Source organism: Magnetospirillum sp. ME-1 (assembly GCF_002105535.1).
Classification (GTDB): domain Bacteria; phylum Pseudomonadota; class Alphaproteobacteria; order Rhodospirillales; family Magnetospirillaceae; genus Phaeospirillum.
In genome coordinates this window covers 3,506,338-3,518,019 of the sequence record NZ_CP015848.1, presented here as the reverse complement: position 1 = coordinate 3,518,019, position 11,682 = coordinate 3,506,338, and the positions used below count along the sequence as shown (strand labels likewise).

Here is an 11,682-nt window from a genome sequence, read left to right as displayed (position 1 = left end):
CCGGCCAATTGCGAGACTCTCGAGCCGGCGTCCAGAAGGAGTGTTCGACCATGAAGGTCGCGGCCATTTCGTTCAATGACAACCACAGCCTCAGCATGGACGTGGAAGGGGTGAGCTATATCGGCGCCGCCCAGCCCATGGAACTGGAGGACGGCACCTGGTTTCTTGAACTGCTGATCCGCACCGGCAACGGCACCGTGGCCCTGCAACTGGTGGCCAGTTCACCGGAAGAGCTGGACATCAAGCGCTACGAGTAGCGCCTCACCCCCGCGCCTTTTCCTCCCAGCCGCCGCGTTCGGTCTGCTGGTAATAGACCAGTTCGTGGCCCTCGGCCTTCCAGCGCTTCCAGCGTTCCCGCGCCTTCTCGACCGCATCCGGGTCGTTGCCGTCGAACAGGTCGAGGCCGCGCTGGAAGCCCCCCACCTTCTCCGACGCCGCGCCGTCGCACATCACCAGGATGGTGGCGCCATTGGGATTCTCGTCCACATGGGTCAGCCAGATGGGCTGCATGGCGGCCTCGCCGTCCCTGGCCGAGCCGTGGGGCAGCCACGAATCCGGCTCGAAGGTCCACAGCCGGTCGTTCAATGCCTCCACCCGCTCGGGCGAGCCGGCCAGAACCACGGCGCGGAAGCCGGCGGCCAGCGCCTTGTCCAGCAGCTTGGGCAATGCCTGCTCCAGCGGCAGGCGCGTCAGGTGGTAGAAGCCGATCTGGGTCATGCCCCAGGTTTACCATGGGAATGGCGTTCCGGCGAGGCGGAGGTATAATCCCTGCCCATGAAGATCGCCGTGATTATCCCCTGCTACAAGGTGACCCGCCATATCGAGGCGGTGCTGGCCGGCATTCCCCAGTCCATCCACCACATCCTGGTGGTTGATGATTGCTGCCCCGAGGGCTCGGGCGACGTGGCGGCCAAGACGACCGATCCGCGGGTCGAGGTGATCCGCCATGCCGTCAACAAGGGCGTGGGCGGCGCGGTGGTCACCGGCTATCGCCGGGCGCTGGAGCTGGGCGCGGACATCTGCGTCAAGATGGACGGCGACGGCCAGATGGACCCGGCCGAGCTGCCGCGGCTGATCGAGCCCCTGGAATCGGGCCGGGTGGACTACACCAAGGGCAACCGCTTCCGCCATCTGCCGGAACTGAAAGCCATGCCGCCGGTCCGCCTGATCGGTAATTCGGGCCTGTCGTTCCTGGTCAAGGCGGCGTCGGGCCAATGGGGGGTGATGGACCCCAGCAACGGCTACACCGCCATTCACCGCCGCGCCCTGGAGGAGCTGGACCTGGGCCGGCTGGCCGAGCGCTATTTCTTCGAAAGCGACATGCTGATCCAGCTGGGCATGGCCGGGTTGCCGGTGGAGGACGTGCCCATGCCGGCGCGCTATGGCGACGAGGTCTCGTCGCTGTCGGTGGCCAAGGTGCTGCGCGACTTCCCGCCGCTGCTGCTGCGCGGATTCCTGAAGCGCCTGCTGTTCCGCTATTTCATCAGCGACTTCACCATCGCCTCGCTCTACCTGCTGATCGGCATGCCGCTGCTGGTCTTCGGGATGGTGGAAGGGACGGCGCAGTGGATCGCCTCGGTGGCCTCGGGCGTGCCGCGCACCGCCGGCACCGTCATGCTGGCCGCCATGCCCACCATCCTGGGCTTCCAGCTGCTGCTCCAGGCCATCGCCCACGACGTCCAGTCGGCGCCCAAGCCGCGCTCAGCCTCCCGCTAGGGCGTCGAACAGCCTGACCCCATACCCCGTCGCCGTCTCAGGGCACAGCGGGTCGTCCTCGTCGGCGAATTCGCGCCCGGCCATGTCGATATGGGCCCAGGGCAGCCTTTCGGGCACGAAATGCTCGAGGAAGCGGGCCGCGTCGTCGTTGTCGGGCACGTCACCCCAGGCGCAGTGCTTGAGATCGGCGATGTCCGACTTCAGGTCCTCGTCGCAGGCCTTGGTCAGCGGCAGCCGCCACAGCGGTTCCTCCTCCGCCTTGGCGTACCGCAGCAGACGCTGGGCCAGTCCGTCGTCGTTGCAGTAGAGGCCGGCATACTCGGCGTCGAGCAATTCCTCGGTGGTGCCGGTGAGCGTGGCGATGTCCACCATGGCGGCGGGCTTCAGGCGTTCCGCCGCCCAGGCCAGGGCGTCGGCCAGCACCAGGCGGCCTTCCGCGTCGGTGTCGATCACCTCCACCGTCCGGCCCGAAAAGGATTTGACCACGTCGCCGGGGCGCTGGGCGGAGCCCGAGGGCATGTTCTCGGCCAGGGCCAGCACGCCGCACACATGGGCGCGGGCTTTGCGCCCGGCCACGGCGCACAGCGCACCCATGACCGCCGCCGCCCCGGCCATGTCGGCCTTCATCAGCTCCATGTCCTCGGCGTCCTTGATGGTGATGCCGCCGGTATCGAAGGTGATGCCCTTGCCCACCAGCACCAGCGGCCGTCCCTCCGCCCCCTTCCAGCGCAGCAGTACCAGGCGCGGCGGCCGCTTGCTGCCCTGCCCCACGCCCGCCAGCAGGTTGAGTCCCTGCCGGGCGATCGCGTCCTCGTCCAGCACGGTGACCTCTACGCCCAGGCTGCCCAGCAGGCGGGCCCGCCCGGCGAATTCGTCGGGTCCCAGCGCATTGCCCGGCTCGTCGGTGAGGTCGCGGGCCAGGAACACCCCCCTGGCCACCGCCTCGTGGGACGCGAACAGCCGTTCGGCCTCGTCGGGCTGGGCGCAGCAGACCGCCACGTGCTCCAGCACCGGCGGAATGTCGTCCTCGTCGTCGGGATCGTACTTGGTGCGGTACTTGGACAGAGGGCGATAGGATTTGAGCCGCAGCCCGTAGGCCAGTTCGGCCACCTGATCGGGGGGAAGGTCGAGCAGGACGGTGGCCGACCGGGCGCGGCTTTCGTCCAGTTCGTCCAGCAGGCAGGCGCCGATGCGGCGCAGGCGCTTTGCCTTCAGCCTGCGCCCCTTGCCCAGCCCGAACGCCACCAGGGTGGTCAGCGGCGGCTTGGGGGCCAGCAGCAGCTCCGTCTCCTCGGCATCGCCGTCGAAGCCCAGGCGCTTCAAGGCCCGGGACAGCCAACCGTCGCCGTCCAGGGCGGCAAACGATGGCGTGGCGATGCGGCCCCGCCACAACCCGACGGCGATGGCGCCTTCGAATGTGGCGGGGGGAGAGCGGAAGGTGATGCGCAAGGGCTACTTGCCCCCCTTCTCCTCGTAGAAATCGGCCACCAGCCGGTCCAGCAGGCGCACGCCGAAGGCGGTCGCACCCTTCGGGCAGGTGGCGGCGTCCTTCTTGCTCCAGGCCATGCCGGCGATGTCCAGATGGGCCCAGGCCACGTCGTTGGTGAAGCGCTTGAGGAACTGGGCGGCGGTGATGGAACCGCCTTCGCGGCCGCCCACGTTCTTCATGTCGGCGATGTCGGACTTGATCTGCTTGTCGTAGGACTCGCCCAAGGGCAGACGCCACAGCTTCTCGTCCACCGCCTTGCCGGCGGCGGTGAGGCGATCGGCCAGCTTGTCGTCGGACGCCATCAGGCCGGCGTATTCGTTGCCCAAGGCGATGATGATGGCGCCGGTCAGGGTGGCGAGGTCGACCATGAATTTCGGCTTGAAGCGGTCCTGGGTGTACCACAGCGCATCGGCCAGCACGAGGCGGCCCTCGGCGTCGGTGTTGATCACCTCGATGGTCTGCCCCGACATGGAGGTCACCACGTCGCCGGGGCGCTGGGCGGTGCCCGACGGCATGTTCTCCACCAGCCCGACCACACCCACCGCGTTGACCCGCGCTTTCCGGCCCGCCAGGGCGGCCAGGGCGCCGATCACCGCGCCGGCGCCCGCCATGTCCCACTTCATGTCCTCCATGCCGGCGCCCGGCTTGATGGAGATGCCGCCCGAATCGAAGGTGACGCCCTTGCCGACGAAGGCCACCGGGGCCTCGCCCTTATCCTTGGCGCCCTGCCAGCGCATGACCACCAGTTTGGATTCGCGCTCCGAGCCCTGGCCGACGCCTAAGAGCGAGCCCATGCCCAGCTTCTTCATCTGCTTTTCGCCCAGCACCTCGACCTCGACGCCCAGCTCCTTCAGGCCCTCGGCCTTTTCGGCCAGGGATTCCGGGTGGATGACGTTGGCGGGCTCGGAAACCACGTCGCGGGTGAGGAACACCCCGTCGGCCACCTTGTCGAGCGGAGCGAAGGCCGACTTGGCCTCGGAAGCCGCCTCGGTCATCAGGGTCAGCTTCTTCAAGGAGGGCTTGTCCTCCTTCTTCTGCTTGGTGAAGTACTTGTCGAAGCGGTACGAGCGCAGCCGCGCCCCCAGCGCCGCCTGGGCAGCGAACTCGGCGGCCGACAGCGGCGAGCCGGGAATGACGTCCAGCGCGACGGCCACGTCCGCGTCGCCCGAGGTCTGCAACTGCCCCACCACGGTGCCGCCGAAGGCCTGCGCCGCCAGGCAATCCAGGTCCTTGGCCTTGCCCAGGCCGACCAGCAGCACGCGGGACAGTTCCAGACCGGCCGGAGCCAGGATCGTCAGGGTCTGGCCCTTCTTGCCCTCGAAGCGGCCCGAGGCGGCGATGGCGCGGGCTATGCCGCCCTTGGCCTGGGCATCCAGCGCCTGGGCGGTGCCGGTCAGCACCTTGCCTTCAAGGATGCCGACGGCGATGGCGCCGGTGGTGGGCTGCGACGGCTTGGAAAAGGCGATCTTCATGGACATCCTCGCGCTTGAAGGACATTGGGACGGAATTCACTTGTCCCAATGTAGCGCGCTCAAGCAGGAAGGAAAGGGGGTTACCCCGTCATTCCGTCCTTTTCCGCCTCGATCTCGGCCTCTTCCTCGATGTGCTCGATCTCATCCAGCTTGGGATGATCACCCGACATCAGCCAGATCAAGCCGCCGGGCAAGGCGGTGACGATGCTGGTCAGGCCGAACATCAGACCCAGCACGGCGGCCGAGCCCGCCTCGACCCCCACCCAGCCGAAGGCGACGATCATGATGTTCTCGCGCAGGCCGAAGCCGGCGATGGAGATGGGCAGGGTCAGCGCCAGGATCACCGGCGGGAACAGGATCAGGCAATCGAGCAGCGAAACGTTGATCTTCAGCCCCACCGCCAGGATATAGACCATCAGGGCCAGGTTGGCGTGCCCGAACACGGCCACGGCCAGCGTGCCGACGCTGAACGGAAGACGGCGCACGAACTGGCGGGTGTCACCGGCCAGATGCACCAGGCCGCGCACCACCCGCCAGCGGTGCAGCGAGGCGGGAAGCCGGTCCAGCTGGCTGATGAAGGCGATGCCGGCGAAACCGGCCACCGACAGCAGCGGAAAGACCCAGGTGCCGGGAACATCGGGAACACGGGCCAGCAGCAGGGGCTCGAGCGCGGTGACCAGCAGCACCAGGCCCAGGATGGTGGTGATCCGTTCCAGCATCACGGAATTGACGCTGGTTTTCAGCGACAGGCCGGAATGGCGCGCCTTCCACATGCGGACCGCGTCGCCCAGCACCGGGGTGACGATGGAAAAGCAGACGCCGATATAGAACACGGGCAGGGCCTGGATCACCGAGAAGCTGGCCTTGAGCGCCCGCAGGACCAACCACCAGCGCCCCGCGCCGATGACGATCTGGCCGATGCCCAGGGCAAGGGCCACGGTCAGCATCATGGGATCGATGGTCTTGGCCCGGCTCCAGGCCTCGGCCAAGTCGATATTGCGGAATGCGAACCAGATCAGTCCGGCCGAGAGCAGCCCCTTGAGCACCCACGGCAACCAGCGCTTCACCATATGTCCAGAAACCCATGCGGACGAGAGGCGGCAAGCTTTACCACATCCGGCGGGAAAGGGAATACCTCAGCGCTGGAACCTGACCGGCTGCCGCTTGCGGCCCCAGGTGCCCGGCGCCCCCTCGAAACGCCCGGGCAAGGGCGTACCGCAGGCGCGGCAATGTCCTTCGGGGGTCAGCGCCCAGGTGGACAGCTCGTACCAGTCCCGCCCGATCAGCAGGGCGCCGCAGCCCGCGCAATAGGTCCCGCCCCCCGCCGGATCGTGGACGTTGCCGGTGTAGACGTAGTTCAGGCCGTTGCCCATGGCGATGGCGCGCGCCCGGCTGAGGGTCGCGGGCGGCGTGGGGGGCAGGTCCCGCATTTTCCAGTCGGGATGGAAGGCGGAAAAGTGCAGCGGCACGTCGGGCCCCAGCGCCTCCATCATCCACCGGCTCTGGGCGTCGATCTCCTCGGGCGAGTCGTTCTCGCCGGGGATCAAGAGCGTGGTGACCTCGAACCACACCCTGGTCTCGTGCTTGAGGTAGACCAGGGTGTCCTTCACCGCGTCGAGATGGGCGCCGCACAGGCGGTGATAGAAATCCTCGGTGAAGGCCTTCAAGTCCACGTTGGCGGCGTCCATGTGGGCGTAGAATTCCCGCCTCGCCTCGGGCTTGATGTAGCCCGCCGTCACCGCCACGGTCTTCAATCCGCGGGCATGGCAGGCCCGGGCCACGTCCACGGCGTATTCCAGGAAGATGGTGGGATCGTTGTAGGTGAAGGCCACCGAGCGGCAGCCCAGCTGTACCGCGGCCCGCGCGATCATGTCGGGGTCGGCGTAATCGTTCAGCCGGTCGATCTCCCTCGCCTTGGAGATGTCCCAGTTCTGGCAGAACTTGCAGGTCAGGTTGCAGCCCGCCGTGCCGAAGGACAGGATCGGCGTGCCGGGCAAAAAGTGGTTGAGCGGCTTCTTCTCCACCGGATCGACGCAAAAACCCGACGAGCGGCCATAGGTGGTCAGCACCATCCGGCCGCCGTCATTGGCCCGCACGAAGCACAGGCCCCGCTGCCCGTCGTTCAAGCGGCACTCGCGCGGGCAGACGTCGCACTGCACCCGCCCGTCGGACAGGCGCTGCCAGTAGCGTCCGGGAAAATGCGAACCCTGGATGGCGTCGGTCATGGGGGAAGAGTACCATATCCCCACCACGTTTTCGCGCCCGAGGCCGTCATGACCGCCATCCGCCCCACCGCCGTGGCCGGACAGTTCTATCCCGCCGATTTCGCCGAGGCCAACCGGCAGCTCACCGCCTTTCTCGACGGCGCGGTGCACCCGCCTTGCGCGGGCAGAAGGCCGAAGGCGCTGATCGCGCCCCATGCCGGCTGGGTCTATTCCGGGCCGGTGGCGGCCGCCGCCTATGCCCTGCTCAAGCCCTTCCGGGGCAGCTGGACCCGCGTGGTGCTGCTGGGCCCCAGCCATCGGGTGGCGTTCCAGGGCATGGCGCTGTCCTCGGCCGACCAATGGGCCTCGCCCTTGGGCGCGGTACCGCTGGACAAGGACTGGTCGCGGCTGGCGGGCGTGGCGGGGGTCGGCGTGCTGGACCAGGCCCACGCCCAGGAGCATTCGCTGGAGGTGCACGTCCCCTTCCTGCAGGCCACCCTGGGCGACTTCACCCTGCTGCCGGTGGTGATCGGCGACGCCAGCCCCGACATGGTGGCCGGGCTGCTGGACGCCCTGTGGGGCGGGCCGGAAACCCTGATCGTCATCTCCACCGACCTGTCCCACTATCTGCCCTACGACCAGTGCAGGGGCACCGATGCCCGGACGGTGGCGGCCATCGAGCACATGGACCCCGCCGCCATTTCCCGCGAAGGCGCCTGCGGCCGCCTGCCGGTAGGCGGATTGCTGACCACGGCCAGACGCCGGGCTCTGGAGATCGTCACCCTGGACGTGCGCAATTCCGGCGATACCGCCGGACCCAAGGACCGGGTGGTGGGCTACGGCTCCTGGGCGCTGTTCGAGACGGAGGAGAGCATGACAGAGGCCGACGAGATCAAGGCCGCCGGACGGGCGCTGACCGAGCTGGCCTGGGCCTCCATCCGCCACGGGCTGGACACCGGCGCGCCCGCCGCCCCGCCTTCGGATCGGCCCGGCATCCTGGCCCGTCCCGGCGCGGTGTTCGTCACGCTCAACCGAGGGGGTGGCTTGCGCGGCTGCATCGGCTCGGTGATCGCCTGGCGGCCGCTGGCCGAGGACGTGGTGGACAACGCCTTCAAGTCGGCCTTCAAGGACCCGCGCTTCCCGCCCTTGGCGCCCGAGGAGCTGGAGGGCCTTTCCCTGTCGCTGTCGGTGTTAACGCCCCCCGTTCCCATGGCCTTCAGGGACCAGGAAGACATGCTGGAACAGCTTCGTCCCCGCATCGACGGCCTGATCATCGAGGACGGGGCCAAGCGCGCCCTGTTCCTGCCCTCGGTGTGGGAGCAACTGCCCGACAAACACCAGTTCCTCGCCCACCTCAAGGCCAAGGCCGGCATGCCCAAGGATCACTGGTCGCCCGGCTTCAAGGCGTCGCGCTTCCAGGCGGTGGAGATCGGCAAGTGAAGCGCTTCGGCTTCGGCCAATCCCGTACCCGGGTCGAGGACCAGCGCTTCCTCACCGGGCGGGGACGCTATGGCGACGACATCAACCTGACCGGTCAGTCATACGGCATGGTGGTGCGTTCACTGCTGCCCCACGCCGACGTCACGGTGGATGCGGCCGCCGCACGCGAAATGCCCGGCGTGCTGCTGGTCCTCACCCATGCCGAGATGGCGGAGCAGGGCGTGGGCCCCATGGTCTGCGGCTTCTTGCCCGAAGGCGCGCCCCCGCCGCCGCCCCGCCCCGTCATCGCCGGCCCCAGGGTGCGCCATGCCGGCGAGCCGGTGGCCTTCGTGGTGGCCGAGACCCTGGCCCAGGCCCAGGATGCCGCCGAGGCGGTGCTGGTGGACTACCACCCGCTGCCAGCCACGCCCCACGACGCCTTCGTCTGGGAGATGGGCGACGCTCCCCAAGTGGCCGAGGCCTTGGCCCGCGCCGCCCGGGTGGTGGAGCTGGACCTGGTCAACAACCGCCTGGCGCCCACCGCCATGGAGCCGCGCGCCTGCCTGGCCCGGCCGCTGGAGGGCGGACGGCTGGAACTGATTTCGGGAAGCCAGGGGGTGCACGAGATCAGGGACCGCCTCGCCCCGGTGCTGGGCATCGCGCCGGAAAGCCTCGACGTCATCACGCCCGACGTGGGCGGCGGCTTCGGCCTGAAAATCAGCCCCTTCGCCGAACAGGCCATGGCCCTGGTGGCGGCGCGCATTCTCGACCGACCGGTCAAGTGGACCGCCGACCGCACGGAAAGCTTCCTCACCGACACCCATGGGCGCGGGCATGTGAGCAGCGCGCGCCTGGCGCTTGACGCCGATGGGAAATTCCTCGGCCTGCAGGTGGAGACCGTGGCCGACCTGGGGGCCTATATTTCCAATTACGGCGCCTTCGTCCCCACCCTGGCGGGGACCGGCATGCTGACCGGGGTCTACCACATCCCCGCCTTCCACGCCCGGGTGCGCTGCATTCACACCCATTCCACCCCGGTGGACGCCTATCGCGGCGCCGGACGCCCCGAGGCCGCCTATCTGATCGAGCGGCTGGTGGACGCGGCGGCGCGCGACAGCGGCCTGTCGCCGGTGGAGATCAGGAAACGCAACTTCATTCCCCCCGATGCCTTCCCCTATGCCACGCCCGGCCGTCACACCTATGATTCCGGCGAGTTCGCGCTGGTGATGGACCGGGCGCTGGAGCGGTCCGACTGGGCCGGGTTCGAGACCCGGAGAACCGAAAGCGAAGACAGGGGCAAGCGTCGCGGCATCGGGCTGGCGTATTACATCGAGATCTGCGGCGGGACCTCGGGCGAGGACGTAACCCTGACCATCGCGCCGGACGGAACGGCCGAAATCCTGGTCGGCACCCAATCCACGGGCCAGGGGCACGAGACCGCCTACGCCCAGATGGTGGCCGCCGAGCTGGGCCTGGAGATGGCGAACATCCGGGTGGTCCAGGGCGACACCAGGCGCATCGCCGATGGCGGCGGCACCGGCGGCTCGCGCTCGCTGTCGCAACAGGGCGGCGCCATCGCCTCGGCGGTGGAATCCTTCATCGAGCATCTGCGCCCCGTGGCGTCCCGCCTGCTGCAATCCGAGCGGGCCGAGTTCGAGTCCGGCCATTACCGTTCGGCGGGCGGCTCCGTCACCTTCACCCAGGTGCTGGCCGAGGCCGGGACGCCCCTGTCGGCCAGCTTGCGCTTTAAGCCCCCCGCCTCGACCTTTCCCAACGGCTGCCATGTCTGTGAAGTTGAGGTGGACCCGGACACCGGCGAGACGGAGATCGCCCGCTACACCATCGTCGATGACGTGGGCACGGTGCTCAACCCCCTGCTGCTGAAAGGCCAGATCGTCGGCGGCGCGGTGCAGGGCATCGGCCAGGCGCTGCTGGAGCACGCGGTCTATGACCCGGAAAGCGCCCAGCCGCTGACGTCGAGCCTGATCGACTACGCCCTGCCCCGGGCGGCCCACATCCCCGACATCGACTTTTCCACGGTGGAGGTGCCCTGCCGCACCCATCCCCTGGGCCTGAAGGGAGCGGGCGAGGCAGGGACCATCGGCGCGGCGCCCGCCGTGATCAACGCCCTATGCAACGCGCTGGATATCCGCCATATGGACATGCCCGCCACGCCGCTGGCGGTGTGGACCATCCTTGCCGGAACGTGCGCATGAGCCTGCCCCCCGACCTGTCGTCCCTGCTTGCCCCCCTGGAAGACCTGGCCCGCCGGGCCGGCGTGGTGATCATGGAAGTCTACAACTCGGACTTCACCGTCCGCGACAAGACCGATTCCTCGCCGGTCACCCTGGCCGACGAGAAGGCCGAGGCCATCATCCTGCCCGGCCTCGCGGCACTCACCCCCGGCATTCCGGTGGTGGCCGAGGAATCCGTGGCCGCCGGGCGCATTCCCGAGATCGGCTCCGGCCCCTTCTGGCTGGTCGATCCCGTGGACGGCACCAAGGAATTCATCAAGAGGAACGGCGAGTTCACCGTCAACATCGGCCTGATCCGCGACGGCGTTCCGGTCCTGGGCGTGGTGCTGGCCCCGGCACGGGCCGAGCTGTGGTCGGGGACCGGAACCACCGCCTTCAAGGAGGATGCCCAGGGCCGCCGCCCCATCGCCTGCCGACCCATTCCCCCTTCCGGCGCCGTGGTCATGACGTCGCGCTCCCACCGCGAACCGGAAGCCCTGGACAAGTGGATGGCGCGCTATCCCGGCGCTTCCCTGGGCTTCGCCGGTTCGTCGCTGAAATTCTGCCTGGTGGCCGAGGGCGCCGCCGATCTCTACCCCCGCTTCGGCCCCACCAGCGAGTGGGACATCGCGGCGGCCAGCGCCGTGCTGCTGGCGGCGGGCGGCAGTGTCACCACCTTCGACGGCCGCCCCATGGCCTATGGCAAGGCGCCCAAATTCCTCAACCCCGACTTCATCGCCAGGGGAAGGGGATAATTCCCCCAATGAGGGAGCCTCGCCCAACCATGGGCATAGGGAAAACACCTTGCTTTTTTGGCTGCTTTGCGCCATTCTTTTCGGGTGACGGGAACTCCCGCCACCTAACAGCCGCCGTAATGCACGTACGGTGACTTGGAGACGGTTCACAACCCAAAGGGGTTGTGGCGGCGCGCGACGCCGCCCCTCGGGACCGTCCCTGCAAGAAGCGTCAGAAAAGGCCGCCGGTCCGTCCGGCGGCCTTTTCGCTTGGGGCGATGTTCAGCCGCACTCCACCGACGCGAGGATAGGGAGAAACCGGGCCGACCACCAAGACATCAAGAGAATAGAGCCGGCCGCACCGCCCAACTTCGCCGTCATGGCCGGGCATCGTCCCGGCCATCCACGCGGATC

At 68.4% G+C, this 11,682-nt stretch carries 10 protein-coding genes; 5 read left to right on the top strand and 5 right to left on the bottom strand.

From position 1 onward, the window contains the following. The first annotated feature begins 50 nt into the window (after nucleotides 1-50). The gene (locus WV31_RS16520) at nucleotides 51-257 is read left to right on the top strand and encodes a hypothetical protein (protein WP_085374599.1); all 207 of its coding nucleotides are present in this window, start codon (nucleotides 51-53) and stop codon (nucleotides 255-257) included. 4 nt (nucleotides 258-261) lie between these two features. On the opposite strand, the gene WV31_RS16515 is transcribed toward WV31_RS16520, so the two are convergent. Then, a complete protein-coding gene (locus WV31_RS16515) occupies nucleotides 262-717 on the bottom strand; it encodes a DNA polymerase III subunit chi (protein WP_085374598.1) in 456 nt (151 codons plus the stop codon). A 57-nt stretch (nucleotides 718-774) separates the two neighbouring features. Between WV31_RS16515 and WV31_RS16510 the strand changes: the two genes are divergently transcribed. Continuing rightward, nucleotides 775-1,716: a glycosyltransferase family 2 protein gene (locus WV31_RS16510; protein WP_085374597.1), complete on the top strand. Its 942-nt coding sequence runs from the start codon at nucleotides 775-777 to the stop codon at nucleotides 1,714-1,716. Here WV31_RS16510 and WV31_RS16505 read toward each other — a convergent pair. The 4 genes from WV31_RS16505 to amrS form a co-directional block, all read right to left on the bottom strand. Then, on the bottom strand, nucleotides 1,702-3,165 hold the full coding sequence (locus tag WV31_RS16505) for a leucyl aminopeptidase (protein ID WP_085374596.1): 1,464 nt from the start codon (nucleotides 3,163-3,165) through the stop codon (nucleotides 1,702-1,704). The genes WV31_RS16510 and WV31_RS16505 overlap by 15 nt on opposite strands. Nucleotides 3,166-3,168: 3 nt before the next feature. Continuing rightward, nucleotides 3,169-4,677 (bottom strand): leucyl aminopeptidase, encoded by a 1,509-nt coding sequence (locus tag WV31_RS16500; protein WP_085374595.1) that lies wholly within the window; start codon nucleotides 4,675-4,677, stop codon nucleotides 3,169-3,171. A gap of 80 nt (nucleotides 4,678-4,757) precedes the next feature. Further along, nucleotides 4,758-5,747, bottom strand: a complete 990-nt coding sequence (locus WV31_RS16495; RefSeq protein ID WP_085374594.1) for a lysylphosphatidylglycerol synthase transmembrane domain-containing protein — start codon at nucleotides 5,745-5,747, stop codon at nucleotides 4,758-4,760. 66 nt (nucleotides 5,748-5,813) lie between these two features. Then, entirely contained in the window at nucleotides 5,814-6,902 is a 1,089-nt protein-coding gene (amrS, locus tag WV31_RS16490) for an AmmeMemoRadiSam system radical SAM enzyme (RefSeq protein WP_085374593.1), read from the bottom strand. Between the two features lie 48 nt (nucleotides 6,903-6,950). Here amrS and amrB point away from each other — a divergent pair, with 48 nt between their 5' ends. The 3 genes from amrB to cysQ are packed head-to-tail and all read left to right on the top strand — an operon-like array spanning nucleotide 6,951 to nucleotide 11,289. After that, the gene (gene amrB, locus WV31_RS16485; RefSeq protein ID WP_085374592.1) at nucleotides 6,951-8,321 is read left to right on the top strand and encodes an AmmeMemoRadiSam system protein B; all 1,371 of its coding nucleotides are present in this window, start codon (nucleotides 6,951-6,953) and stop codon (nucleotides 8,319-8,321) included. Next, nucleotides 8,318-10,516, top strand: a complete 2,199-nt coding sequence (locus tag WV31_RS16480; protein ID WP_085374591.1) for a xanthine dehydrogenase family protein molybdopterin-binding subunit — start codon at nucleotides 8,318-8,320, stop codon at nucleotides 10,514-10,516. The genes amrB and WV31_RS16480 overlap by 4 nt, the downstream gene beginning before the upstream one ends. After that, complete coding sequence (cysQ, locus tag WV31_RS16475; protein ID WP_085374590.1) at nucleotides 10,513-11,289, top strand: 3'(2'),5'-bisphosphate nucleotidase CysQ; 777 nt, start codon at nucleotides 10,513-10,515, stop codon at nucleotides 11,287-11,289. Before WV31_RS16480 ends, cysQ begins: the two co-directional genes overlap by 4 nt. Nucleotides 11,290-11,682 lie beyond the last annotated feature (393 nt).

Bases quoted from the DNA above. Each gene is read 5' to 3' on its own strand.
- WV31_RS16520 (WP_085374599.1), top strand. From the start codon at position 51: ATGAAGGTCGCGGCCATTTCGTTCAATGACAACCACAGCCTCAGCATG.
- WV31_RS16515 (WP_085374598.1), bottom strand. From the start codon at position 717: ATGACCCAGATCGGCTTCTACCACCTGACGCGCCTGCCGCTGGAGCAG.
- WV31_RS16510 (WP_085374597.1), top strand. From the start codon at position 775: ATGAAGATCGCCGTGATTATCCCCTGCTACAAGGTGACCCGCCATATC.
- WV31_RS16500 (WP_085374595.1), bottom strand. From the start codon at position 4,677: ATGAAGATCGCCTTTTCCAAGCCGTCGCAGCCCACCACCGGCGCCATC.
- WV31_RS16495 (WP_085374594.1), bottom strand. From the start codon at position 5,747: ATGGTGAAGCGCTGGTTGCCGTGGGTGCTCAAGGGGCTGCTCTCGGCC.
- amrS (WP_085374593.1), bottom strand. From the start codon at position 6,902: ATGACCGACGCCATCCAGGGTTCGCATTTTCCCGGACGCTACTGGCAG.
- amrB (WP_085374592.1), top strand. From the start codon at position 6,951: ATGACCGCCATCCGCCCCACCGCCGTGGCCGGACAGTTCTATCCCGCC.
- cysQ (WP_085374590.1), top strand. From the start codon at position 10,513: ATGAGCCTGCCCCCCGACCTGTCGTCCCTGCTTGCCCCCCTGGAAGAC.